This is a genomic window from Pseudomonas sp. 01L34, from assembly GCF_056400265.1.
On the sequence record NZ_JBFTSX010000003.1, the window covers coordinates 83610 to 109234 of the forward strand.

Consider the following 25625-nt stretch of genomic DNA (forward strand, 5'->3'; position numbering starts at 1 on the left):
ACGTCCATGCAAAAGTTATCCACAGTACTGACAGTCGGGCTTCTGGCTCTGGGCAGCGCCTCGGCCTACGCCGAGCAAAGCTGCGAAACGGTGAAGATGGCCGACCCTGGCTGGAGCGACATCGCCGCCACCAACGCCATCACCGGGTTTCTGCTGGACGGCATGGGCTACAAGGCCAAGGTCGACACGCTGGCGGTGCCGATCACCTTTGGCGGTCTGAAGGATGGCCAGGTGGACGTCTTCCTCGGTAACTGGATGCCGGCGCAGCAAGGCTTTTACGACAAGTTCGTGGCCAGCGGCGATGTCACGCAGCTGGCGAAGAACCTCGACGGCACCGAGTTCACCCTGGCGGTCCCGGATTACGTCTGGGACGCAGGTGTGCATAACTTTAACGACCTGAACAAGTTCGCCGAGCTACACCCAAAAGAAGTCGACAAGAAGATCTATGGCATCGGCTCCGGCGCCCCGGCGAACATTTCGCTGCAAGAGATCATCAAAAAGAATGACTTCGACATGGGTCAGTGGAAACTGGTCGAGTCCAGCGAGCAAGCAATGCTGGCCGAAGTGTCTCGCGCGGTGAAGAAACAGAAGTTCGTGACCTTCCTCGGCTGGACGCCACACCCGATGAACGTGCAGTTGAAAATGCATTATCTGAAGGGCGGCGAGAAGTACTTCGGTGACACCGGCAGCGTTTATACACTGACCCGCAAAGGTTATGCACAGGCCTGCCCGAACGTCGGCAAGCTGCTTACCAACCTGAGTTTCACCCAGGAAATGGAGAACAGCATCATGGCCGAGGTGGTGAACAAGAAGGTCAGCAACGCCGACGCGGCCAAGGCGTGGATCAAGGCCAATCCGGTGGTGCTGGATAAATGGCTGGAAGGCGTGAAGACCGTGGACGGCAAGGATGCTCTGTCGGCGGTCAAAGCCAAGTTGTAAGGTTCCCCTGTGGCGAGGGAGCTTGCTCCCGCTGGAGGGCGTAGCACTCCCATTTCGGCAAACTCGGTTCATCAGCCTCACCGAGTTGTCCGGATTTGCGACTGCTGCGCAGCCGAGCGGGAGCAAGCTCGCTCGCCACAATGATCTGCCCACTACGAGCCAATGCTTTACCCTGACGATTTACCCCGTACCGAGAGGACCCATGGCCTTCCCCAGCCGCCATTCACTCTTTCCCTTCCTGACCTGGTTGCCCCGGCAAACCCGCGCCAGCGTCGGTCGTGACCTGATCGTCGGCCTGAGCGGCGCGATTCTCGCTTTACCACAATCGATTGCCTACGCCCTGATCGCCGGTCTCCCACCGGAATATGGCTTGTACGCCGCCATCATCCCGGTGCTGATCGCCTGCCTCTGGGGTTCGTCGTGGCATTTGATCTGCGGTCCTACGGCGGCCATTTCCATCGTCCTGTATGCCAGCGTCAGTCCTCTGGCCGTCCCTGCATCGCAGGACTACGTCACGCTGATCCTGCTTCTGACCTTCCTTGCGGGCATTTTCCAGTGGTTGCTGGGTTTGCTGCGGTTCGGCGCCCTGGTGAATTTCGTCTCTCACTCGGTGGTGCTGGGCTTCACCCTCGGCGCGGCAGTGGTGATTGCCATCGGGCAACTGCCGAACCTGCTGGGGCTGGATGTGCCCAACCAGGCCACGGCGCTCAACAGTTTGATGATGCTGCTCAATCACCTCGGCGAGGTGGACAAACCCTCGCTGCTATTGGGCCTGGCCACGGTCGTGGTTGGCATCGTGCTGAAACTGCTGGTGCCACGCTGGCCGACGCTGTTGATCGCTCTGGCCCTGAGCGGATTGCTGGTATGGCAGTGGCCAGCGATGTTCGGTCATGTGAAGCTGGTCAGCGCGTTTGTCGGGCGGCTGCCACCCTTCAGCCCGCTGCCGCTGGATCTGGACCTGATACTGCGCCTGCTGCCCAGTGCGGTGGCGGTCGGCATGCTCGGGCTGGTGACGAGCTTGTCGATTGCCCGTTCCTTGTCGGCCCGCTCGCAGCAGTTGCTCGATGCCAATCAGGAAGTTCGCGCCCAGGGTTTCTCGAACATGGTCGGTGCGTTTTTTTCCGGCTCGCTGTCCGCCGGTTCCTTCACTCGCTCGGGCCTGAGCTACGATGCCGGGGCCTGTTCACCGCTGGCCGGGGTTTTTTCGGCGCTGTGGGTGGCGCTGTTCGCGATCTTCGGTGCGGCATTGATTGCGCACATCCCGATCCCGGCCATGGCTGGCAGCATCCTTTTGATCGCTTGGGGATTGGTGGATCATCGCGGCATTCGTGCGTTGTTGCGGGTCAGCCATGCCGAGTTCCTGGTCATGGCGCTGACCTGTGTCGCCACGCTGTTGCTGGAGTTGCAAACAGCGATCTACGCCGGGGTGCTGGCGTCGCTGTTCTTCTACCTCAAACGCACCTCGCAGCCACGGGTACAGCACTGGCGTGATGGCGACGAAGACATTCTGAGGGTCGGCGGTTCGATCTTTTTCGGCGCCAGCCATTACCTGCAAGTGCGCCTGCAACGGATGCACGGCCCACGAGTGGTGATCGAGGCGCAGCAGATCAACTTCATCGACTATTCCGGGGTGGAAATGCTGCACCAGGAAGCGCGACGGCTGCTGCGCCAGGATCGCAGCCTGACTCTGCGGCAGGCACGACCGCAGGTGGTGGAGGAATTGAGGAAGCTCGAAGGCGCGGAGAAATGCCCGATCCGGTTTGAGGATTGAAAAGATCGCAGCCTTCGGCGGCTCCTACAGAGTGAACGCCAATCCCGCGTAGGAGCTGCCGAAGGCTGCGATCTTTTGACCTTAAAGCGTCAACTGTCGCCGCAACTCCGCCAGCACCGGCGCCGTATCCGGGCGCACACCGCGCCACAGATAGAAAGCTTCCGCCGCCTGCTCGGCCAACATGCCCAAGCCATCCATCGACACAGCCGCCCCATGTTCACTGGCCCAACGGCAGAACGAGGTCGGGTCCTTGCCGTACATCATGTCGTAGCAAACCGTCTTGCCCGGTTCGATCAAACTGCCGGCAATCGGCGGTACATCGCCGGACAGGCTGGCGGATGTGGCGTTGATGATCAGGTCCACCGGCTCGCGCAGCCAATCGAAACCGCTGGCTGACACCGGCCCCAGATCGGCAAACAATTGCGCCAGCAATTCGGCTTTTTCCACGGTGCGGTTGGCAATGATCACCGACGCCGGTTGCTCTGCCAGCAGCGGCTCCAGCGCGCCGCGCACCGCGCCACCGGCCCCCAGCAGCAGGATGCGTTTGCCCGCGAGGCTGAATCCGGCGTTGACCGTCAGGTCCCGTACCAGCCCGGCACCATCGGTGTTGTCGCCCAGCAGACTGCCATCGGCCAGTTTGCTCAGGGTATTCACCGCGCCGGCCCGTTGCGCCCGCTGGGTCAAGCTGTTCGCCAGGCGATAGGCGTCTTCCTTGAACGGCACTGTCACATTCGCCCCACGGCCTTCGCGGAAAAATTCCAGCGCACAGCCGGAAAAATCGTCGAGGGGCGCCAGCAAGGTGCTGTAGTCCAGTTTCTGCCCGGTCTGCTCGGCGAACAGACGGTGGATCAGCGGCGACTTGCTGTGGCCGATCGGGTTACCGAATACGACGTAACGGTCCATCAGAATTCCTCGTTCAGGCCTTGGCCAACCAATCGCGGTCTTGCAGGAAGTATTCGGTCAGGCGCGCTTCCTCACTGCCCGGCTCAGCCTTCCAGTCGTAGGCCCAGCGTACTTGCGGCGGCAGCGACATCAGAATCGACTCGGTACGCCCGCCCGATTGCAGGCCGAACAGCGTGCCGCGGTCATAGACCAGGTTGAATTCAACGTAACGACCACGGCGAAACTCCTGGAACTCACGCTGTTTGGCGGTGAACGCATCATTCTTGCGGCGTTGCACGATCGGCAGGTACGCGTCGATGAACGCATCGCCGATGGCGCGCATGAAGGCGAAGCTGGTATCGAAGTCCCACTCGTTCAAGTCATCGAAAAACAGGCCGCCGATGCCCCGTGGCTCATGGCGATGCTTGATGTGGAAGTAGCTGTCGCACCAGGCCTTGTAGCGCGGGTAAACGTCCGGGCCGAACGGCGCGCAGGCCTGTTCGGCGACGCGGTGCCAATGCACGCAATCTTCTTCATTGCCGTAATAAGGGGTCAGGTCAAAGCCACCACCGAACCACCAGACCGGCTCTTCACCTTCTTTTTCGGCGATGAAAAAGCGCACATTGGCGTGGGACGTCGGCACATGGGGGTTATGCGGGTGAATCACCAACGACACGCCCAGGGCTTCGAAGCCTCGACCGGCCAGTTCCGGCCGATGGGCGCTGGCGGACGGTGGGAGACCGCTGCCAAACACGTGGGAATAGTTGACGCCGCCCTTTTCGATGACTGCGCCGTTCTCAATCACCCGGGTGCGACCACCGCCGCCGGCAGGCCGGGTCCAGGCGTCTTCGACGAAACGCGCGCCGCCGTCTTCGGCTTCCAGGGCAGCGCAAATACGGTCTTGCAGGTCGAGCAGGTAGGCTTTTACGGCCTCGGTGCGGGTAGTCATGGCATCACCTTGAATCGGGCAAAGCTACGCGGCGCTCCATCAGAGCGGGGGGCCGGCGCAAATGGGTCCGTAGCATAACATCGCAGGCGAGCCTGCCGCAGTTGACGAAGATCAAGCTTGGGAGTTCGATAGGGCGCTTGGCGCTACGACTCTAGAAGCCAAAGACCTAAGGAGAGAGCAGATGGCAAAGCGTATCCAGTTCCGCGTCCATGGCGGCCCCGAAGTGCTCGAATACGTGGATTACCAACCCGCCGAGCCCGGCCCGCAACAGGTACGCGTGACCAACAAGGCCATCGGCCTGAACTTCATCGACACCTATTACCGCAGCGGCCTTTATGCGCCGCCAGCCCTGCCATCGGGCCTGGGCGCCGAAGGCGCGGGCGTGGTCGACGCAGTCGGTAGCGAAGTCACCCGCTTCAAGGTTGGCGATCGCGTGGCTTATGGCAGTGGCCCGTTGGGCGCCTACAGCGACGTGCATGTCTTGCCGGAAGCCAACCTGGTGCACCTGCCGGACGCCATCAGCTTCGAACAAGCCGCCGGCGTGATGCTCAAAGGCCTGACCGTGCAATACCTGCTGCGTCAGACTTATGAGCTCAAGGGTGGCGAAACCATCCTGTTTCACGCCGCGGCCGGCGGCGTCGGATCGCTTGCCTGCCAATGGGCCAAGGCCCTGGGGGTGAAGCTGATCGGCACGGTCAGTTCAGCGGAAAAAGCCGCCCTGGCGAAAGCCAATGGTGCCTGGGCGACCATCGATTACAGCCATGAGAACGTCGCACAACGCGTGCTGGAATTGACTGACGGTAAAAAAGTCCCGGTGGTGTACGACGGTGTAGGCAAAGATACCTGGCTGACATCGCTCGACAGCGTTGCGCCTCGGGGGTTGGTGGTGAGCTTTGGTAATGCTTCAGGCGCAGTAGACGGGGTGAATCTGGGGATTCTCGCGGCCAAGGGTTCGCTGTACGTGACCCGGCCGACGCTGGCGACCTACGCCAACAATGCTGAAAACCTGCAACGCATGGCTGATGAACTGTTCGAGATGATCATCAGCGGCAAGCTGAAGGTGGACATCAGCCAGCGGTATCCACTGGCTGATGCAGCGAAGGCGCAGACTGAGTTGTCGGCGCGCCGTACGACTGGCTCAACGATTCTGTTGCCTTGAGGGCCTCTTCGCGGGCAAGCCTCGCTCCTACAGGATTTGTGTCGTTCACACGATCACGGAACGACATTGATCCCCTGTAGGAGCGAGGCTTGCCCGCGAAGAACGATGACGCGGTCTCAATCCGGGCGCACCACATGCCCCGTCGCCAGATCGCGAATCACACTCGGATTCTTGCGCCCGCCCAGATTGCCACCGAGTACATAATCAATCTGCCCCCGGAAATACTGCTCCACGCGAATCCGCGTCCGTGCCGCCGGTCGGCCCTGAGGGTTCGCCGAGGTCGACACCAGCGGGCCGACCACCGTACACAAGTCCCGCACCAGAGGGTGGTCGCTGACCCGCAACGCCACCGTTTCATGCACACCGGTAATCCACTGGGGCAACAGATTCTGATGCGGCACCAACCAGGTGTTGGGGCCCGGCCAGGTGCTGGCCATGCGGTCCATCCACAACTCCGGGAAGTCTTCGAACAGGAAGTCGAACTGACGAATATTGTCGGCCACCAGAATCAGGCCCTTATCCACAGATCGGCCCTTGATCATCAGCAGACGATCCACCGCCTCTTCGTTCCACGGGTCGCAACCCAGTCCCCAGACGGCTTCCGTTGGGTAGGCAATGACCGCCCCGGCGCGAATTTCTCGTGCGGCTTGTTGCACACGCCAACTGTTAACCATGAAAAAACTCTCCGGAATAAGGCTCTGCGCAGTTTACCGATCTTCCTTATAAAACCTAGTTTACCCGCGCAAACCATCGACCGCTCTCACAGACCGCCCGGCCATCCATCTCCAGCTCCGTCAGCGCTGCCAGCACTTTCGACAAGGCCCAGCCGCTGGTGACCGCCAGGGCTTCGCTGGTATGAGGCGCCGCGTGGAGCAACATGAGCAGTGGATGAGTTACCGTCGTTTGCGGCTTTTCTGTGGATAACGGCAGCCGTTGCCAGCAGCGCAAGGCCTCAAGGATGTGTTCGATGGTTTCCACCAACACCGCACCGTCGCGGATCAACTGATGGCAACCCTTTGCGCCAGGGTGGTGAATCGAACCTGGAATCGCATACACCTCACGCCCCTGTTCCGCCGCCAGCCTCGCGGTAATCAATGAACCGCTGGCAATACTTGCCTCGACCACCAACACACCAAGGGACAAACCGCTGATGATTCGATTGCGCCGGGGGAAGTTGCCCGGGGAAGGCCCGGCGTCCAGCGGGAACTCCGAAAGTACCGCGCTTCCCGAGGCGATCATGGCGTCCGCCAGTCGTCGATTGCGCTGTGGATAAAAATTTTCAAGTCCCGTGCCAAGCACCCCTACCGTTTGCCCGCCAACGTCCAGAGCCGCCTGATGCGCGGCGGCATCGATGCCCAGGGCCAGACCGCTGGTGATGACAAAACCGGCGCCGGCCAGACTGCGGGAAAACGCACTGGCGGTATCCATGCCCGGTCGCGATGCGCGACGGCTGCCGACCATCGCCAACTGCGGTTTTTCCAGAATGCCCGGATCGCCCGCGACGAATAATAGCGGCGGTGCATCACTGATTTGCGCCAGCAGCGCGGGGTAGTCAGGTTGGTCCCACATCAGTAAATGCTGGCCCGGACGCTCTAGCCAGGCCAATGCGTGGCTGGCACCATCACGAATTTCACTGCAGCGCCGGGCCTCCGCACAAGCGAGGGGCAGGCCCAACGCGCGCCAGGCGCTGGCCGGTGCGCTGATGGCTTTGGAGGCAGAACCGAAAGCCTCCAGCAACTTCTTGAAACGTGCCGGACCGAGTCCAGGCAAAAGGTGCAGGCGTAAACGGGCTTCCAGTTCCGCAGGGGAAACGGACGTACAGGCAGACAGCGACATGGATCATCCTTGATCGTTATAAGGTCCCGTCGAATCGGGAATAAGCTGTGGATAACTCTGTTGGTAACTTGTGAGCAGGCTTAAGGATTTCGCACCTTGTCCATCACCGCCAAGGAGCGCGATGCGTTCAGCACCAGCCCGTAGCTGAGCTTGTCGTAGGTGCGGAATACCATCAGCAGGCCGGCCCGTTCGTCGGGGATTTTCAAGGGCTGACCGGTGATCCGGTCGCGCACGGTTTCGCCGGTTTTCATCACCACCAGCACATTGCCCTCGGCCAGGCCATCGCGCTGCCCCTTGTTCAGCGTGACGACATCCAGCGCGCCAATCTGGGTGACCCCACGCGGCACATCGATGATCAGGCCATTGATGTCGGTGCTTGGCGCACTGGGCATGAAGGTCGAATTGATCGAGCGCTCTTCGCCGCTGAACAACCGGTCGCCGAGTCGCACCTCCTGAGTGGTGCGTTGCAGGGCCAGGGTGGCGACGTCACCTTCAGTGGCAATGATCTCGCCGCCACCGATGTCGTCGGCGTTGATCCCCAGGAACTCCTTGCTCTGCGGATCGGTGTAGACCTTGCCCTGACGAAAGATGCCGTAGACCGGTTGCGCCGGGTCGAAATGGCCACGCGCGAAGATTCGATCGCCGGTGCCGCTGAGTACCCGTTCGGCATCTCCGGCAACGATGTAGGGCGCCTTGTCGAAATCCTCGAGCTTGTCGACGATGCGATTGCTCAACAGAAAACTGTTGATCGACTTCAGCGGAATGCTCGGGATGGCGTCGGCCACCGGCGAACTGCGGACTCGTGGCGACAGCTTGATGGTGCCCCGGGAAGCGCCTCGGTTGAGGGTCAGGCGTGGCTGACCGTTGACGTAGACCAGCGACAGCGTATCGCCGGGATAGATGAGATTGGGGTTTTCAATCTGTGGATTGGCTTGCCAAAGCTGCGGCCACTGCCACGGCTCACGCAGGTATTTGCCGGAAATGTCCCAGAGTGTGTCCCCTGCCACCACGGTGTATTGCTGTGGAAAACCTTCCCTGAGTTGCACTTGCCCATGCGCAAAACCGGCCGAGGCCAGAAGGAGCAAGGCGAGTAGTGATTTCCTCATGCGGTGAATCCCTTTATTATGTACGTTCGCGTGAAACGCCAGAGCCCTCGTGGCTCGCCTCCGGCTCATTATTGAAAAGCCGGAAGCTACGTTCACAACGGTAGCCTGCATCTTCGGACTCGCCAGGCCATCGACCCGACTTTACCTCACACGTGCAGCAATTAAGCTTATGGCCATTTTAGACATCCTCGAATTCCCCGATTCGCGCCTGCGCACTATCGCCAAACCAGTGGCCGTAGTGGACGACGAAGTGCGTCAGTTGGTCGATGACATGTTTGAAACAATGTATGAAGCGCCAGGCATCGGCCTCGCCGCTACCCAGGTCAACGTGCACAAACGTATCGTCGTGATGGACCTCTCCGAAGACCGCAGCGAACCGCGGGTGTTCATCAACCCCGAGTTCGAAACCCTGACCGACGAGATGGGTCAGTACCAGGAAGGCTGCCTCTCGGTGCCGGGCTTCTACGAAAACGTCGATCGCCCGCAAAAGGTCAAGATCAAGGCCCTGGACCGCGACGGCCAGCCTTACGAACTGATCGCCGAAGGCCTGCTCGCCGTGTGCATCCAGCATGAATGCGACCACCTCAACGGCAAGTTGTTCGTCGATTACCTGTCCACGCTCAAACGCGACCGGATCAAGAAGAAACTGGAAAAGCTCCACCGCCAGAACGCTTGATGCCCTTCTTTCAAAGGCTTGCCGCGGCAAGCCTTTTTCTTTTCAAGATGCTTTGCAATTGAGAGCTTCCATGACTGAGCCACTGCGCATTGTCTTTGCCGGCACCCCGGAATTCGCCGCCGAACACCTCAAGGCCCTGCTGGGCAGTCCTTACGAGATCGTTGCGGTCTACACCCAACCGGACCGTCCGGCGGGCCGTGGACAGAAGCTGATGCCAAGCCCGGTCAAGCAATTGGCTCTGGAGCACAACATCCCGGTGTTGCAACCGCCAACCCTGCGCAACGAAGACGCTCAGGCGGAACTGGCCGCGCTGAAACCGGATTTGATGGTGGTGGTCGCCTACGGCCTGATCCTGCCGCAAGTGGTGCTGGATATTCCGCGCCTGGGTTGCATCAATAGTCACGCCTCCTTGCTGCCACGCTGGCGCGGTGCGGCGCCGATCCAGCGTGCCGTTGAAGCGGGCGACAGCGAAAGCGGCGTGACCGTGATGCGCATGGAAGCCGGCCTCGATACTGGACCGATGCTGCTCAAGGTCACCACGCCGATCAGCGCCGAAGACACCGGCGGCAGCCTCCACGATCGCCTCGCAGAAATGGGCCCACCGGCCGTGATCCAGGCGATTGCCGGCCTGGCTGCGGGCACACTGGAAGGCGAAGTGCAGGACGACAGCCTCGCCACCTATGCACACAAATTGAACAAGGACGAAGCGCGCATCGACTGGAACCGCCCGGCGGTTGAGCTGGAGCGTCTGGTCCGCGCCTTCAATCCATGGCCGATCTGCCACAGCACGCTGAACGGCGAAGCGCTGAAAGTGTTGGCCGCAAGCCTGGCCGAAGGGCAGGGCGCACCGGGGAAAATCCTCAGCGCCAGCAAGGACGGCTTGATCGTCGCCTGCGGTGAACAGGCGCTGTGCCTGACCCGTCTGCAATTACCCGGCGGCAAGGCACTGAACTTCAGCGACTTGTTCAACAGCCGTCGTGAGAAATTCGCCGTCGGCACCGTCCTCGGTCAAACGGCAGACGCTCAATGAACCCACGTCTGGCCGCCGCCAAGGCACTTGCTGCAGTCCTTAACGGAAAAGCCTCACTCAACAGTTCTCTGCCGACACAAATGGACAAGGTCGAAGACCGCGATCGCGGCTTCACCCAGGACCTGGCGTTCGGCACGGCTCGCTGGCAGCCGCGTTTGTCGGCGTTGGCGGCCAAGCTGCTGCAAAAGCCGTTCAAGGCGGCTGATGCCGATGTCGAGGCGCTGTTGCTGGTTGGGCTTTATCAACTGCTCTATACCCGCGTCCCGGCTCACGCCGCCATCGGCGAAACCGTCGGTTGCGCCGATAAACTGAAAAAGCCGTGGGCCAAAGCCTTGCTCAACGCCGTACTGCGCCGCGCCCAACGGGAAAGCGAAGCGCTGCTGGCCGAGCTGGAACGCGACCCGGTGGTGCGCACCGCCCACCCGCGCTGGCTGCAAAAATCCCTCAAGGCCTTCTGGCCTGAACAATGGGAAGCCATTTGCGCAGCGAACAACGCACATCCGCCGATGATTCTGCGGGTCAACCGTCGTCATCACACTCGCGACGCTTACCTTGGCTTGCTGAGTGACGCTGGCGTGGCCGCCAAGCCCTGCATTTATAGTCGCGACGGCATCATTCTCGATGCTGCTGCCGACGTGCGCAGCCTGCCGGGTTTCGCCGAAGGCTGGATCAGCGTGCAGGACGAAGCCGCTCAATTGGCCGCCGATCTGCTGGACCTCGCGCCGGGCCAACGGGTGCTGGACGCCTGCTGCGCACCGGGCGGCAAGACCTGCCACATCCTTGAGGCCGAGCCCAAACTGGCCGGCGTGGTGGCTGTGGATCTGGAAGCCAAGCGTCTGGTGCGGGTGCGGGAAAACCTCGCACGCCTGGGTCTGAGTGCCGAACTGATCGCCGCCGACGGTCGCGATACCGCCACCTGGTGGGACGGCAAGCCGTTCCAGCGCATTCTGCTCGACGCGCCATGCTCGGCCACCGGGGTGATCCGCCGTCACCCGGATATCAAACTGACCCGCCAACCCGACGACATCGCCGCACTGGCGGTGCTTCAGGGCGAACTGCTCGACGCCATGTGGATAACTCTGGAGGTGGGCGGCATTCTGCTTTACGCCACCTGTTCCACGCTGCCGACCGAAAACACCGAAGTCATCGAAGCGTTCCTCGCCCGCACGCCAGGCGCCCGTGAACTGGACCTCGCCACGGCCGCCGGCATCAAGCAGCCCCATGGTCGCCAGTTGCTGGCCCAGGAAGGCGGCCACGACGGGTTCTACTACGCCAAGCTGATCAAGATTGCCGCCGCGCGCGGTTAACCGGGTTTAAGGGAGTGACTGGATGAAGATCATCATCCTCGGCGCAGGGCAGGTCGGCGGTTCGCTGGCAGAACACTTGGCCAGCGAGGCCAACGACATCACCGTGGTCGACACCGATGGCGAACGCCTGCGCGACCTTGGCGATCGGCTGGACATCCGCACCGTGCAGGGTCGCGGTTCGCTGCCAACCGTACTGCGGCAGGCTGGTGCCGACGACGCTGACATGCTGGTGGCCGTGACCAACAGTGACGAAACCAACATGGTCGCCTGTCAGGTCGCCCACACCCTGTTCCACACCCCCACCAAGATCGCCCGGGTCCGCGAAGCCGCGTACCTGACCCGTGCCGAACTGTTCGACAACGAAGCGATTCCGGTCGACGTGCTGATCAGTCCGGAGCAAGTAGTCACCAATTACATCAAGCGCCTGATCCAGCATCCGGGCGCATTGCAGGTGATCGACTTCGCCGAAGGCAAAGCGCAGCTGGTAGCGGTCAAGGCGTACTACGGCGGGCCGCTGGTGGGCCAGCAATTGCGCCAGTTACGCGAACACATGCCGAATGTCGAAACCCGCGTCGCGGCGATTTTCCGTCGTGACCGGCCGATCCTGCCCCAAGGCGATACGGTGATCGAGGCTGACGACGAAGTGTTTTTCATCGCCGCCAAAGCGAACATTCGCGCAGTGATGAGCGAAATGCGCCGCCTCGATGAAAGCTACAAACGCATCGTCATCGCCGGTGGCGGGCAGATCGGTGAACGCCTGGCCGAGGCCATCGAAAGCCGTTACCAGGTGAAGATCATCGAGATGAACCCGGCCCGCTGCCGCTACCTCTCGGACAACCTCGACAGCACCGTGGTGTTGCAGGGCAGTGCTTCAGACCGTGATCTGTTGCTGGAAGAGAACATCGCCGACGCCGATATTTTCCTCGCCCTGACCAACGATGATGAAGCCAATATCATGTCTTCGCTGCTGGCCAAGCGCCTGGGCGCGAAGAAGGTGATGACGATCATCAACAACCCGGCCTACGTCGACCTGATCCAGGGCGGCGACATCGACATCGCCATCAGTCCGCAACTGGCGACCATCGGCACCTTGCTGGCCCACGTCCGGCGCGGGGACATTGTCAGCGTGCACTCACTGCGCAGGGGCGCGGCGGAAGCCATCGAGGCGATTGCCCACGGCGATGCGAAGTCGAGCAAAGTGATCGGCAAGGCCATCGAAAACATCGGCCTGCCACCGGGCACCACCATCGGCGCGATCATCCGCGATGAAGAAGTGATCATCGCCCACGACGACACCGTGATCGAAACCGGCGACCATGTGATTCTGTTCCTTGTGGATAAGAAGCATATTCGGGATGTGGAGAAGCTGTTCCATGTGGGGTTGAGCTTCTTCTGATCCGAAGGCCTCTTCGCGGGCAAGCCTCGCTCCTACAGGTTTGAGCCGTCCAGCTATTATGCGAACGACTGAACCGTGTAGGAGCGAGGCTTGCCCGCGAAGGCGATTTCGAACTCCCCCAAAAAACCAGAGGTGCCACCCAATGATCGAATCCCTGGAAAAAATGCTCGCCAAGGGTGTGGATAACTCATTGCTGCGCTTCGGCCTGGGCAAGGGTTATCTGGATCTTGGGGAAAACGCCAAGGCCGCAGAGCATTTCCAGCGCTGCGTCGAGTTCGATCCGAAGTATTCGGCAGCCTGGAAGCTCTTGGGCAAGGCCCATCTGGCGCTGGCGGATTACGCGGCGGCGCGGCAGGCCTGGGAACAGGGCCTGGAAGCCGCCCGCGCCCATGGCGACAAGCAGGCGGAGAAAGAGATGACGGTGTTTCTGAAAAAGCTTGAGCGACAGGCGCACTGATCAGCGGTAACGCAGGCCAAGATCAATAGAACGCAGCCTGCTGAGTTATCCACAGCAGCGTCAATACCAGCGTGCTTCGCCCGGTGGACGCTTCTTGAAGCGCTTCATGCTCCACATGTACTGGCTCGGATAAGCCCGCACGTAGCGCTCGACTACCTGGCTCATGGCCGCGCAGGAGGTTTCGGTATCGGTGCTGTACATGGCCTCTGGCGCGGCTTCGAGGATCACTTTGTAACCCGAACCGTCCGGCAGCCGCAGGGCATGCAGGAACACGCCGACCGCTTTGCCACCGGCGAGCATGTTCGGCACGAATTTGCTGGTCAGGGCCTGAGTGGCGAAGAACGGCACGAAGATCCCGGCGGATTCGGCCGGTTCCGGGTCAGCCGGAATGCCTACCGCGCCCCCCTTGCGCACTTCCTTGATCACGCTGAGGATGCCTTCCTTGGTGGAAGCCGCCACCCGGTTACCCAATTGCACCCGCTGCTTGCGCAGCAACTCATCCACCGCCTTCAGTTTTGGCGGGCGGTAGAAAATGATCGGTTTGCACTGGCTGCAATAGAAGTGGTTCAACACTTCCCAGTTGCCCAGGTGGCTGGTAATGCCAACCACGCCTTTACCGGACGCCAACGCCTCTTTCAAAACGTCGAGACCTTCGACTTCGCGCACCAGTTCAATGGAACGCTGGGCCGGCCAGATCCACGCGCAGGCGCTTTCAGTCAGAGACTTGCCGATGTCTTTCAGGCTTTGACCCACCAGACGCTCACGCTCGGCCGGGTCCATCTGCGGAAAGCACTTGGCGAGGTTGATCCGTACCACGTCGCGGGAACGGTTGGGGGTTTTCCACATGATCCAGCCAATCGCCGAACCCACCGCCTGCACTGCCCGCCATGGCAGTAGGGCAAACAGCCGCAGAGCGCCTACCAGCAAGGCGCCTTTAAACTTATCCACAGGTCACTCCTGATCTTGTGCTGTGCGCGAGGCGGCTATTCTAACCGCCGTTCGCCAACGTGGCGTAGCGATCGCAATCCAGGGTGTGGTCCATGACCATGCCTGAAGCCTGCATCAGCGCGTAACAAATGGTCGGGCCGACGAACGTGAAGCCGGCTTTTTTCAGGCCTTTACTCATTTCGATGGCGGCCGGTGTCACCGCCGGGACTTCACTGCGATCCTTGAAATGATTGATCACCGGCGTGCCGCCGACGAACGACCAGAGAAACGCCACCGGGTCTTCCAGCTCCAGCCAGGCCTGGGCATTGCGCCGGGCTGCGTTGAGTTTGAGACGATTGCGAATGATCCCCGGATCGAGCATCAGTTCATCGATTTCCGCATCGCTCATCTGCGCCACGCGCTGCACGTCGAAGCCGAACAGCACCTCGCGATAACGCTCTCGCTTGCGCAATACAGTGATCCAGGAAAGCCCGGCCTGGAACCCTTCGAGCAAAAGCAACTCGAACAATCCCTGCGCATCGCGTAGCGGCGTGCCCCACTCCTGATCGTGATAAGCCATGTACAGCGGATCTTCGGTACACCAAAAGCAGCGTGGCATAAGGCTCCAGGGGGCGTGCGCAGGACCGAATCGGGTATACTCCCGCTCTTTAAATCGCAGCCCAAGAAACAGGTGAATTTCGTGAGCCAGCCTACGCCAGCCGTGCGTACCTTCCAAGACTTGATCCTCGCCCTCCAGCAATACTGGGCCGAGCAAGGTTGTGTGGTACTTCAGCCCTACGATATGGAAGTAGGCGCCGGCACTTTCCACACTGCCACGTTCCTGCGCGCCATTGGCCCGGAAACCTGGAACGCCGCTTATGTGCAGCCCAGTCGTCGCCCGACTGACGGCCGCTACGGTGAAAACCCGAACCGTCTGCAGCACTACTATCAGTTCCAGGTAGTGCTGAAGCCGAACCCGGACAACTTCCAGGAACTGTACCTGGGCTCCCTCAAGCACGTGGGTCTGGACCCGCTGGTGCATGACATCCGTTTCGTCGAAGACAACTGGGAGTCGCCAACGCTGGGCGCCTGGGGTCTGGGCTGGGAAGTCTGGCTCAACGGCATGGAAGTGACTCAGTTCACTTACTTCCAGCAAGCGGGCGGCATCGAGTGCTACCCGGTGACGGGCGAGATCACTTACGGTCTGGAGCGTCTGGCCATGTACCTGCAAGGCGTGGACTCGGTCTACGACCTGGTCTGGGCTGACGGTCCGTTCGGCAAGGTGACCTACGGCGACGTGTTCCACCAGAACGAAGTGGAGCAGTCGACCTACAACTTCGAACACGCCAACGTCGAGAAGCTGTTCGAACTGTTCGACTTCTATGAAAGCGAAGCCAAGCGCCTGATCGAACTCGACCAGCCGCTGCCGTTGCCGAGCTACGAAATGGTGTTGAAGGCTTCCCACACCTTCAACCTGCTGGATGCGCGCCGGGCGATCTCGGTGACCGCGCGTCAGCAATACATTCTGCGTGTACGCACCCTGGCGCGTTCCGTCGCGCAAGCCTATCTGCTGGCTCGCGCCAAGCTCGGCTTCCCGATGGCGACCCCGGACCTGCGTGATGAAGTACTGGCCAAGCTGGAGGCTGCACAATGAGTGCTCAAGATTTTCTGGTTGAACTGGGCACCGAAGAACTGCCACCCAAAGCCCTGAACACCCTGGCCGAGGCATTCCTGGCCGGTATCGACAAAGGCCTGCAAGCCGCTGGCCTGAACTACGAGAGCAAAACCGTCTACGCCGCGCCGCGTCGTCTGGCCGTGCTGATTACCGCGCTGGCGACCCAGCAGCCTGATCGCAGCATCAACCTCGACGGCCCGCCACGTCAGGCTGCGTTCGATGCCGAAGGCAACCCGACTCAAGCGGCCCTGGGCTTCGCCAAGAAGTGCGGCGTCGAGCTGCGCGAAATCGATCAGAGCGGCCCGAAGCTGCGCTACAGCCAAAGCATCGCCGGAAAGCCGACCGCGAGCCTGATGCCGACCATCGTCGAAGATTCCCTGAACGACCTGCCGATCCCCAAGCGCATGCGCTGGGGTGCTCGCAAGGAAGAATTCGTTCGTCCGACCCAATGGTTGGTGATGCTGCTCGGTGACCACGTCATCGACTGCACCATCCTCGCCCAGAAGGCCGGCCGCGATTCCCGTGGTCACCGCTTCCACCACCCTGAAAGCGTGCGCATCACCTCGCCGGCCAACTACCTGAACGATCTGCGTGCTGCTTATGTACTGGCCGATGCCAACGAGCGTCGCGAGCTGATCAGCAAGCGCACCAATGAACTGGCGACCATGCAGGAAGGTACGGCGATCGTTCCGCAAGCCCTGCTCGACGAAGTGACCGCGCTGGTTGAATGGCCGGTGCCGCTGGTGTGCTCGTTCGAAGAACGTTTCCTCGACGTGCCGCAAGAAGCGCTGATCACCACCATGCAGGACAATCAGAAGTACTTCTGCCTGCTGGATGCCGACGGCAAGTTGCTGCCTCGTTTCATTACCGTGGCCAACATCGAAAGCAAGGATCCACAGCAGATCATCGCCGGTAACGAGAAAGTGGTTCGCCCACGCCTGACCGACGCCGAGTTCTTCTTCAAGCAAGACAAGAAGCAAAAACTCGAAGAATTCAATCTGCGTCTGCAGAACGTGGTGTTCCAGGAAAAACTCGGCAGCGTCTACGACAAAGCCGAGCGCGTGTCGAAACTGGCGGCCTACATTGCCGCTCGCATCGGCGGTAACGCTTCCTGGGCGGCGCGTGCCGGCCTGCTGTCCAAGTGCGACCTGGCGACCGAAATGGTCGGTGAGTTCCCGGAGATGCAAGGTGTCGCCGGTTACTACTACGCCCTCAACGACGGCGAGCCGGAAGACGTCGCCCTGGCGCTGAACGAGCAGTACATGCCGCGCGGTGCCGGCGCTGAACTGCCGACCACCCTGACCGGTGCGGCCGTGGCCATTGCCGACAAGCTCGACACCCTGGTGGGCATTTTCGGTATCGGCATGCTGCCGACCGGCAGCAAAGACCCGTATGCCCTGCGCCGCGCCGCGCTGGGTGTGTTGCGGATCCTGATCGACAAGAAGCTTGACCTCGACCTGAACGACGCCGTGGCCTTCGCCGTGAATGCGTTCGGTGCCAAGGTCAAGGCTGCCGGCCTTAATGATGCCGTGCTGGAGTTCATCTTCGACCGTCTGCGTGCCCGTTACGAAGACGAAGGCGTGGACGTCGCGACCTACCTGTCGGTACGTGCCCTGAAGCCGGGTTCGGCCCTGGACTTCGACCAGCGTGTACAAGCGGTAGAAGCGTTCCGCAAATTGCCGGAAGCCGCTGCCCTGGCCGCCGTGAACAAGCGCGTGTCGAACCTGCTGAGCAAAGTCGAAGGCTCCGTGCCGACGGTCGTTGAAGCCAAGTACTTCGACAACGCCAACGAGTTCTCGCTGTATTCGGCGATCCAGCAGGCAGACCAGGCTGTGCAGCCAATGGCCGCTGCCCGTCAGTACAGCGAATCGCTGGCGCGTCTGGCCGCATTGCGCGAACCAGTGGATGCGTTCTTCGAAGCCGTGATGGTCAACGCCGAAGACGCCAAGGTGCGAGCCAACCGCTATGCGCTGCTGGCGCGTCTGCGTGGGTTGTTCCTCGGCGTCGCCGACATTTCGTTGCTGGGCTGAGGAGCTGCTGTTGAAACTGCTGATTCTCGATCGGGACGGGGTGATCAATTACGACTCCGACGCGTACATCAAGTCGGTGGAGGAGTGGATTCCACTCCCCGGTTCGATCGAAGCGATCGCGCAGTTGAGCAAGGCCGGCTGGACGGTGGCGGTCGCCACCAACCAGTCGGGCATCGCTCGCGGCTATTACGACATCGCCACCCTGGAGACCATGCACGCCCGCTTGCGCGAGTTGGTGGCAGAGCAGGGCGGCGAAGTCGGTCTGATCGTCTATTGCCCGCACGGGCCAGACGATGGCTGCGATTGCCGCAAGCCAAAACCCGGGATGTTGAAAACCATCGCCGCGCATTACAACGTTTCGCTGACGAATCTATGGTTCGTCGGCGATACTCTCGGTGACCTGGAGGCCGCCAAAGCCGTCGACTGTCAGCCAGTTTTGGTAAAGACCGGGAAAGGCGAAAAGACTCAGGGCAAGACCCTACCGGCAGGCACCTTGATTTTTGACGATCTGGCGGCGATTGCCGCAGAACTTATCCACAACTAAGGCTCTTCTGACATCCTGGCCAAGGACTGATCGGGAGTGCGCTTGAATAGGCGGGCAGTGCCCGCAACGGTAAATGTCGCCATGTCGATACTGCAGGCCATCAGAACTTTCCTCTTTTACCTGCTGCTGGGCACCAGTTCGTTACTCTGGTGCACCCTGAGCTTTTTTATCGCGCCGTTTCTGCCGTTCAAGGCGCGTTATCGCTTTATCAACGTGTACTGGTGCCGCTGCGCCTTGTGGCTGAGCAAAGTCTTTCTGGGTATTCGCTACGAAGTGAAGGGCGCCGAGAATGTGCCTGAACAGCCCTGCGTGATTCAGTCGAACCACCAGAGCACCTGGGAGACGTTCTTTCTCTCGGCCTACTTCGAACCGTTGAGCCAGGTGCTCAAGCGCGAACTGCTCTACGTGCCGTTCTTCGGCTGGGCCATGGCCATGCTGCGGCCGATCGCCATCGACCGCGACAACCCGAAAGCCGCGCTCAAGCATGTAGCGAAGAAGGGCGATGAACTGCTCAAGGACAATGTCTGGGTGCTGATTTTCCCGGAGGGGACTCGCGTTCCCTACGGCACCATCGGCAAGTTCTCCCGAGGCGGCACCGCGTTGGCCGTCAATGCGTCATTGCCCGTGCTGCCAATTGCACACAATGCCGGCAAGTTCTGGCCAAAAACCGGTTGGGCCAAAAAGCAGGGCGTGATCACCGTGATCATCGGCGCCCCGATGTACGCCGAGGGTAGCGGGCCACGGGCCATCGCCGACCTGAATGACCGGGTGCAGGCCTGGAACGAACAGATGCAGCGCGAAATGGGTTCGCTGCCAGCAGCCCCGGCAGCACCGAGTGCGACCGACCAAGTGACTGTCTGAAGTTCTGTGGATAACCTGTGTACCGTTTTGTTGAAAATCGCTGTATTTAGTTTTTAAGCTTTTGATTTTCATACATATTTCTTAAGCAAATAAAACTTCGGAAAACGTGCATAAGTTTTTTTCGGACGTAAAAAAACCGGCTGATATAGCCGGTTTTTTTATGCCTGTAAAAATGATCAGGCTCACTCGCTCAAAAGGGGTAGCTGGACACTGAACGTCGTGCCTTGTCCTACCACGCTATGACAGGAAATCCGCCCGCCGTGACGATCCACCACCGCCTTGACCATGGACAACCCCAGCCCCAGGCCGTCACTGCCGTGAGCCGATGCAAAGCGTCGATACTGACTGAACAGCTCGGGAAGCTCTTCGACGGCAATCCCTCGGCCCTGGTCGGCGATCTCGCACGTTAACCAACCCTCGGTACAACTCACCCGCACGGTGATCCGCGAACCCGCCGGACTGTACTTGATGGCGTTTTCCAGCAGGTTGAACAGTGCCCGTGTCAGTAACGACTGATCGGCCAGGACCAGCGCTTCAGCATCTTCGTCGAGGTCATGCAGCAACTGAATGTTCTTCAGATGAGCGATGCTCGAGGCCTGGTCGAAGGTATCGAGCAGCAACATCGCGAACATGCTCGGCTGAAACTGATAGGCCTCGGATTCAGCCTTTGCCAACTGCACAAAGGCCTCGGTCAGGTTCAGCGCCTTGCGCACTTGTAACTCGATCTGACTGAACACTTGAGTGTCGCCAGACACCTCATGCCGCTGAACGTCGAGCAAAGCCAGAATCGCCGAGTGGGGGGCCCTCAGGTCATGAGACAGAAAACGCAGCAACACGGCCCGCTGCTCCTCGGCGTCCCGTTCGACGCTCAAGTCAGTGAGGCTCAGTAACCAGCCAATCACCGAGTCGCCCTCGGCCGGCAACAGCGGCGCCAGGTCCAGACGCAGGCTGCGTGCCTGAGTGTCACGAAACTCCAGCAGCTCCAGGGTCGACAACGCCGGCAGCGTTCCATCGGACGGCACCGGGTAACCCAACTCGCTCAGTTGCTCGAGCATCTCCTCGCCCACCAGGCTGCTGGAAAATATCTCCCGAGCCTTACGGTTGGCCAACAGAATGCGCCCGTTCGGATCGCTGATCAGCGTCGCCACCGGCAAGTACTCAAGGCCATCGGCAATGAAACGCCGGGTGTCACGTGTCCGGCTCATGGCCTGTTCCAGCGCGACGATTTGCCCTTGCAGCACATCGCCAGCCGGGGCCTGGGTCCGGCGGCGTTCGGGAAACACTTTCGGCTCGCTGTCCAGACGCGCCAGTTCCCAGCCGAAATAGGCGAGCACCGCATTCAGCCTTCGCCAATTCCAGATCAGGTAACCCAACAGCATACCCAGCAGACTCGCGGCCGGTGACCACCACCAGCCAAGACGCAACAGCAGGCTCGAACCCAGCAGCGCGACCGCCATTGCCCCCAGGGTCAGCCATAACGCGCGACGCGGACGCACCAACATCAGGCCCAGCAACTCACCGACAATCACCACCGATAACAACGCCGCCAAACGTTCATCGAGAGCCACAATGTTGCGCTGTTGCAGCAGCCCATTGAGGATATTTGCCTGAATTTCGATGCCCGGGGTGGTGCCCATGCTCGCCGATTGCGGCGTCACGTAACGGTCCCCCAAACCTGGAGCGGTGGAGCCGATCAGGATCAAGCGATCGCGCAGCAATTCGGGCGGGACTTCACCGCGCAAGACGCTGACGTAGGGCACACTGGGAAAACCCGCATCGGAACGGATGAAAGGAATCCGTATTTTGTGGGCTCGCTGCCAGCCTTGCGTCGACGGCAGGGCCGGGGTCCCGGGCATCGGTACATTCTCCTTGTCGGCAAGGGTCTGTTCGTACAGCAGCCAGGCCAGTTGCGCGCGTGTTTGTTGTGCCGGTCCTTCGCTTAAATACACACTGCGAACGATCCCGTCGGCATCCGCTTGGGCATTGATGTGCCCGATGCCTTTGACGCAATGGCTCAGTGGCGCCACCGGTTCAATTTCCCCCAAAGGCTGTCCATAACGCGCCACGCCTTCACGCAGCAACGGCACGAAGACATTTCCGGCACGGCAGGCCGCCTGGGCCAGAAGCTGATCGTTGCCGGGATGGCTATCGGGCTCGCTGAAAATCACGTCGAACAGAATGCCTTTGGCGTTCGCAGCGCCTAGCCGATCAAGCAACTGCGCGTGCATGGCCCGCGACCAAGGCCATTTGCCTAGCTGCTGCAAACTGTAGTCATCGATCGTGACGATGAGTATTCGTGGGTCCACCGGCAGCGGGCTCAGCCGACGCAGGTTGTCGTACAGCAGATTGCTCAAGACCAGGCCATGGGTCATGGACAGCACTGCCGTCAGCGGCAACAGGATCAGGCTGACCCACAGCCACTCGCGGACCATTCGCCGAAACAGCCGCTGAGCCTGGGTCGGCTCGCGGCCGTCCTTCCTTGGGTGGCCCTTCATCGGTCGTCGGCCAGGGCGCTATTGGACACGCGTGGTCCTGGGGTAATAGAAAATGTCATACACCCCGGTCTCTCCTTCTAACCCCTGAGCGTCATACGCCGACAGGCGAACATGGTAGAACAGCGCTTTCAGCCCGCTGAATTTGACCTCGGGCGTGCTGGAAAACTGCTCTTGCTTGATGTCCAGAAAAGCCGCGTCGGTGGCCACTTGCGCCCGATAACGCGTGGCGCCTTCGATGGGCTTCATGATCAATTGCCAGACAGGCACATTACCCGTTTGACCGGCCTGCCCCAACAAACGTGGGGCAGGTAACAAGTCGATTGGCGTCAACGTGCCTTGTTTCTGAATACGCAAACCCTGACGGGCCATGACCTGGACTTCATCATCCTCAGGGCCCTGAGTCCGTTTGGCAGTGGAGCGGGCAGAGCGGGGGCGCGACAGTTCCTCATCACGATTGACCGCCACTTGCCCGTTCAGCACTTCCAGTAATGCCTGGCCACCATCATCGTTGCGCACCCGGAAGTGCGTACCCCGTACGCCCAGTACACCGACCGGCGTGACGATCTGAAAACGATCATGGTCGCTGGCACGCTTGATCACATACGACTCGACCTGGCCCTGCTCGAGGATAACCTGAGGGATCGAATGTTCTTCATTGAGGTGTAGCGTGATCTGGGAGCTGGAAGGCAGCACTACCCGCGAGCCATCACCCAGGGAAAGGCTGACAAACGCCGAGGGCGAGGTCTTGATGCCTTCCTGCTCGTCGATCGGCATGCCTTCCTGCAGTGGTGTCTGTTTACCTTTGGCATCCAGCTTCCAGGCTTCGCCAGTCAGATGTTCGACAGTCGCGGGCAGCGGTTGGCCGCGACATTGTTGATTATCATCGATATAAGGCAGACGTTTTGCCGAGGCGGCAGCCGCCGATGCACTCTGGGTGAACAATTCCATCAACCCGGCAACCAGTAAAAGACAAACGCCAGAACGGCGTGGGAGCAATAAGGTCATGAGGTTCATGGATTGGCTTTTATGCTCTTATACAAATCATGCCGGGAAACGCCCGCGCTGACGCACGATACCTGACCGGATGCTCTGGCAGATAGCCATGGGTGCAAAGGAAAGGAAATGACACATCCCTGTGTCGGAACCGAGCAGGCACTCCATATGTTTTTCCCCTGAACTGCAGACCCGCCGAAAACCGGCGATCGACGGTCCTGCAGTTTGGCATTGACGCTCCCTGCGTCGGAGCACATCCCAATGCCCCTGTGCCGCTCAGCGAAAACAAATTTACCGGCATAAGCGACCTTGCGCGGTCATTCTCAATATTTGTTCAGAATTGACTGAAGGCGCCTAAAACACCCAACGTTGTTGCGCCGAACGAATGTCGAGCTGGGCGGCTTCCACCTGTGCGGAGTGCACCGGGGCAAAGCCTGGCGAGTCGCCCATCACCGTGTTCGTCTCTGCCGGGCCGAAGTAACGCGGTGCAACATTCTGCTCGATGACAGATATTGACTGGACCGTGGTGCATCCCAATCCGAGACCCGCGGCCAACATCAACGCTGTTAATCTTGTAAACCCGTTAAAGATAATCTTTAGACGCATCTTTTCCCACAGTCCCTCTGGAGCATTCTGCCGATAATTCATCGCCTACCGGCTAAGTGATATCAGCGTATCCACACTTGGGAAGTTCACAGCAATTCGCCACAATTGTTCAGATTCAACCAATCAGCCTAAACTCCCGCAGGAATTTTCTTAACCGTTGCACTTACGAGATGAAGGAAGCACTCGGCATGCGTGTCGCAATACTGGATGACGAACCCGCCGAACTCCGCCGGGTGGAACAGACACTGCGACAGATCCCCGTCACGGGGGAGCAGACGTGGACGTTGCACAGTTTCGAGCGGGGAGAGGACCTGTTACGGCAACTTCGCCGGGAAACTTTCGATCTGCTGATCCTCGACTGGCAATTGCCCGACATCAGCGGTCTGTCGTTGTTGCGCTGGACCCGGGAACACATGGACTCACCACCGGCCGCGATCATGCTCACCAGTCGCGATACCGAAAGCGATATCGTCCAGGCCTTGAACGCCGGAGCCGACGATTACGTGAGCAAACCGTTTCGTCCCAACGAGCTGATGGCTCGGGTGAGCGCCGTGCTTCGTCGGCATGGACTGCAACGCGCGGCAGCCACCGAAATACTCACATTCAATGACCTCGAATTCGACGACGCCGAACTCACTGTTACCCGTGCCTGCACCCCCATCAGCCTGACCGAACGGGAATACCGTCTCGCCCGCTGCCTGTTCGCCAATCTGGGACGACCTTTGTCCCGTGAATACTTGTATGAGCGCTTTTGGACCCATGAAGAAATCGTGTCCTCCCGGCCCCTGGATACTCATATTTATCGCCTGCGCAACAAACTGGGGCTGACGGCTGATCGCGGTTGGCAACTGCTGACGATTTACGGGTATGGGTATCGGCTTGAGAGCGTAGCCACCGCTAGCGAATGATTCGACGAACAATAAAAACGTCCAACGCTGAGCGTTGGTAGTGTCCATTACGGTAGTTCTGCGCGGGAAATCAATACCCCGCCCATGTAGATTTCAATTGATCAATGTTCTGGCACGACCGCCTTAGTCCGAGCGCAACCTGGCTCTGGGGGCGGCATGGATTGTGTCGGCGGACTTGCGATAGAGGCCGACTGCCAATCCCATAATGATGATCGCAATTGAGATCAAGTTCAGTGTTGAGATGTGTTCGCCGATAATCAGCATCGAACTACCGATGCCGAATACCGGAATCAGCAACGATAGCGGTGCCACTGTTGAAACAGGATAAAGCTTCAACAGCGAGTTCCATCCCCAATAAGCAAAGTGTGTGGCCAGATAAACCTGGAAAATAATCGATAGCACAGCTGTCAGGTCGAGACTGCTTTGCAGATTCTCAAAGGGCGCGGCACCTTGCATGAGCCAGGCGATGAAGAAGAGTGGGATGGGTGGAAACAGACTGGCCCAGACCATAAATGAAAAGATCTCTTTGACACTGGATGTCTTGATAATTACGTTGCCGACGCTCCAGGCGACTGCACTCAACACTATCAGCAGTACCCCAAGTATTGCGTGCTCTCCTTGCTGGGTAGAAATGATGCCCGCCAACCCGACCAATGCCAGCAGTGCCCCGATAAGCTGAGCCCTACGTAGCTTCTCTTTAAATAATAACGCTCCCCAACCCATGGTGAAGAACACGCTGAGCTGGATGATCAGCGAAGCAATACCGGGGCTGACACCGACCTGGATGCCATAGTTGATTACGCCCCACATACCCAATCCGAAAATGAAGCCGTAGGCGACAACATAGCTGAACTTGATGGTGGGGCGCTTTATGAAGAACACCAAGGGTATGGCGGCGAGTGCAAAGCGTATTCCGGTTAACACAAAGGGATCGATCGAGCGTAAACCCAGCTTGGTGATTGGAAAGTTCACTCCCCACACTAAGGTGACGAGTATCGCCAGAACCATATGTTTTTTCTGCATATCCCTAGCCTCACGTTAAGCGGTACACCGCGGTATGCCGCATTCCAATCAGTTC

General features: G+C 59.9%; 24 protein-coding genes. 13 read left to right on the forward strand and 11 right to left on the reverse strand.

The features are described 5' to 3' along the window. Positions 1-6 precede the first annotated feature (6 nt). Positions 7-939 carry a choline ABC transporter substrate-binding protein gene (gene choX, locus AC1DQM_RS08920; RefSeq protein ID WP_477746037.1) on the forward strand — a complete coding sequence of 311 codons (933 nt, stop codon included), beginning with the start codon at positions 7-9 and terminating at the stop codon, positions 937-939. 202 nt (positions 940-1141) lie between these two features. Then, positions 1142-2710, forward strand: a complete 1569-nt coding sequence (locus AC1DQM_RS08925; protein ID WP_477746038.1) for a SulP family inorganic anion transporter — start codon at positions 1142-1144, stop codon at positions 2708-2710. A gap of 81 nt (positions 2711-2791) precedes the next feature. Here AC1DQM_RS08925 and aroE read toward each other — a convergent pair whose 3' ends face one another. Both aroE and hemF read right to left on the reverse strand, forming a co-directional pair. Further along, positions 2792-3613, reverse strand: coding sequence for a shikimate dehydrogenase (gene aroE / locus AC1DQM_RS08930; protein ID WP_477746039.1), 822 nt, complete (start codon positions 3611-3613; stop codon positions 2792-2794). A 13-nt stretch (positions 3614-3626) separates the two neighbouring features. Then, the gene (gene hemF, locus AC1DQM_RS08935; protein WP_018927302.1) at positions 3627-4541 is read right to left on the reverse strand and encodes an oxygen-dependent coproporphyrinogen oxidase; all 915 of its coding nucleotides are present in this window, start codon (positions 4539-4541) and stop codon (positions 3627-3629) included. Positions 4542-4722: 181 nt separating this feature from the next. Between hemF and AC1DQM_RS08940 the strand changes: the two genes are divergently transcribed. After that, positions 4723-5700, forward strand: coding sequence for an NADPH:quinone reductase (locus AC1DQM_RS08940; RefSeq protein WP_019580323.1), 978 nt, complete (start codon positions 4723-4725; stop codon positions 5698-5700). A 116-nt stretch (positions 5701-5816) separates the two neighbouring features. Here the strand turns inward: AC1DQM_RS08940 and tsaC are convergent, their stop codons facing one another. The 3 genes from tsaC to AC1DQM_RS08955 all read right to left on the reverse strand — a co-directional run bounded on the left by tsaC (position 5817) and on the right by AC1DQM_RS08955 (position 8642). Then, entirely contained in the window at positions 5817-6374 is a 558-nt protein-coding gene (gene tsaC / locus AC1DQM_RS08945; RefSeq protein ID WP_477746040.1) for an L-threonylcarbamoyladenylate synthase type 1 TsaC, read from the reverse strand. 55 nt (positions 6375-6429) lie between these two features. Further along, complete coding sequence (dprA, locus tag AC1DQM_RS08950) at positions 6430-7536, reverse strand: DNA-processing protein DprA (RefSeq protein ID WP_477746041.1); 1107 nt, start codon at positions 7534-7536, stop codon at positions 6430-6432. An 80-nt stretch (positions 7537-7616) separates the two neighbouring features. Continuing rightward, positions 7617-8642, reverse strand: a complete 1026-nt coding sequence (locus AC1DQM_RS08955) for a LysM peptidoglycan-binding domain-containing protein (protein ID WP_477746042.1) — start codon at positions 8640-8642, stop codon at positions 7617-7619. 169 nt (positions 8643-8811) lie between these two features. Between AC1DQM_RS08955 and def the strand changes: the two genes are divergently transcribed. The 5 genes from def (at position 8812) to AC1DQM_RS08980 (ending at position 13508) form a co-directional block, all read left to right on the forward strand. Beyond that, positions 8812-9318 carry a peptide deformylase gene (gene def / locus AC1DQM_RS08960; RefSeq protein WP_007941507.1) on the forward strand — a complete coding sequence of 169 codons (507 nt, stop codon included), beginning with the start codon at positions 8812-8814 and terminating at the stop codon, positions 9316-9318. A gap of 70 nt (positions 9319-9388) precedes the next feature. Continuing rightward, positions 9389-10348 (forward strand): methionyl-tRNA formyltransferase, encoded by a 960-nt coding sequence (gene fmt / locus AC1DQM_RS08965; RefSeq protein ID WP_018927307.1) that lies wholly within the window; start codon positions 9389-9391, stop codon positions 10346-10348. Then, the gene (gene rsmB / locus AC1DQM_RS08970) at positions 10345-11655 is read left to right on the forward strand and encodes a 16S rRNA (cytosine(967)-C(5))-methyltransferase RsmB (RefSeq protein WP_019580328.1); all 1311 of its coding nucleotides are present in this window, start codon (positions 10345-10347) and stop codon (positions 11653-11655) included. The genes fmt and rsmB overlap by 4 nt, the downstream gene beginning before the upstream one ends. A 22-nt stretch (positions 11656-11677) precedes the next feature. Then, positions 11678-13051: a Trk system potassium transporter TrkA gene (trkA, locus tag AC1DQM_RS08975; RefSeq protein ID WP_018927309.1), complete on the forward strand. Its 1374-nt coding sequence runs from the start codon at positions 11678-11680 to the stop codon at positions 13049-13051. A gap of 142 nt (positions 13052-13193) precedes the next feature. Then, positions 13194-13508: a tetratricopeptide repeat protein gene (locus tag AC1DQM_RS08980; protein WP_018927310.1), complete on the forward strand. Its 315-nt coding sequence runs from the start codon at positions 13194-13196 to the stop codon at positions 13506-13508. 60 nt (positions 13509-13568) lie between these two features. Here AC1DQM_RS08980 and AC1DQM_RS08985 read toward each other — a convergent pair whose 3' ends face one another. Continuing rightward, positions 13569-14456, reverse strand: a complete 888-nt coding sequence (locus AC1DQM_RS08985) for a lysophospholipid acyltransferase (protein WP_019580330.1) — start codon at positions 14454-14456, stop codon at positions 13569-13571. Between the two features lie 40 nt (positions 14457-14496). Further along, a complete protein-coding gene (tag, locus tag AC1DQM_RS08990) occupies positions 14497-15054 on the reverse strand; it encodes a DNA-3-methyladenine glycosylase I (RefSeq protein ID WP_019580331.1) in 558 nt (185 codons plus the stop codon). Positions 15055-15135: 81 nt separating this feature from the next. Here tag and glyQ point away from each other — a divergent pair, with 81 nt between their 5' ends. From glyQ to AC1DQM_RS09010, 4 genes are all read left to right on the forward strand, one after another. Beyond that, positions 15136-16089 carry a glycine--tRNA ligase subunit alpha gene (gene glyQ, locus AC1DQM_RS08995; protein ID WP_003213601.1) on the forward strand — a complete coding sequence of 318 codons (954 nt, stop codon included), beginning with the start codon at positions 15136-15138 and terminating at the stop codon, positions 16087-16089. Continuing rightward, the gene (glyS, locus tag AC1DQM_RS09000) at positions 16086-18140 is read left to right on the forward strand and encodes a glycine--tRNA ligase subunit beta (protein WP_477746043.1); all 2055 of its coding nucleotides are present in this window, start codon (positions 16086-16088) and stop codon (positions 18138-18140) included. The genes glyQ and glyS overlap by 4 nt, the downstream gene beginning before the upstream one ends. Before the next feature lie 4 nt (positions 18141-18144). Next, positions 18145-18684, forward strand: a complete 540-nt coding sequence (gmhB, locus tag AC1DQM_RS09005; protein ID WP_167331188.1) for a D-glycero-beta-D-manno-heptose 1,7-bisphosphate 7-phosphatase — start codon at positions 18145-18147, stop codon at positions 18682-18684. A gap of 81 nt (positions 18685-18765) precedes the next feature. Beyond that, on the forward strand, positions 18766-19545 hold the full coding sequence (locus AC1DQM_RS09010) for a lysophospholipid acyltransferase family protein (RefSeq protein WP_018927315.1): 780 nt from the start codon (positions 18766-18768) through the stop codon (positions 19543-19545). 182 nt (positions 19546-19727) lie between these two features. Here AC1DQM_RS09010 and AC1DQM_RS09015 read toward each other — a convergent pair whose 3' ends face one another. The 3 genes from AC1DQM_RS09015 to AC1DQM_RS09025 form a co-directional block, all read right to left on the reverse strand. Then, positions 19728-22040, reverse strand: coding sequence for a CHASE2 domain-containing protein (locus AC1DQM_RS09015; RefSeq protein WP_477746044.1), 2313 nt, complete (start codon positions 22038-22040; stop codon positions 19728-19730). Between the two features lie 18 nt (positions 22041-22058). Further along, positions 22059-23045, reverse strand: coding sequence for a FecR family protein (locus AC1DQM_RS09020; protein ID WP_372240837.1), 987 nt, complete (start codon positions 23043-23045; stop codon positions 22059-22061). A 342-nt stretch (positions 23046-23387) separates the two neighbouring features. Beyond that, entirely contained in the window at positions 23388-23591 is a 204-nt protein-coding gene (locus AC1DQM_RS09025; RefSeq protein WP_172901216.1) for a hypothetical protein, read from the reverse strand. A gap of 236 nt (positions 23592-23827) precedes the next feature. Between AC1DQM_RS09025 and AC1DQM_RS09030 the strand changes: the two genes are divergently transcribed. Continuing rightward, positions 23828-24547 (forward strand): response regulator transcription factor, encoded by a 720-nt coding sequence (locus tag AC1DQM_RS09030; protein WP_436275131.1) that lies wholly within the window; start codon positions 23828-23830, stop codon positions 24545-24547. A 123-nt stretch (positions 24548-24670) separates the two neighbouring features. Here the strand turns inward: AC1DQM_RS09030 and AC1DQM_RS09035 are convergent, their stop codons facing one another. Next, on the reverse strand, positions 24671-25570 hold the full coding sequence (locus AC1DQM_RS09035; RefSeq protein WP_477746045.1) for an EamA family transporter: 900 nt from the start codon (positions 25568-25570) through the stop codon (positions 24671-24673). Between the last annotated feature and the right edge of the window lie 55 nt (positions 25571-25625).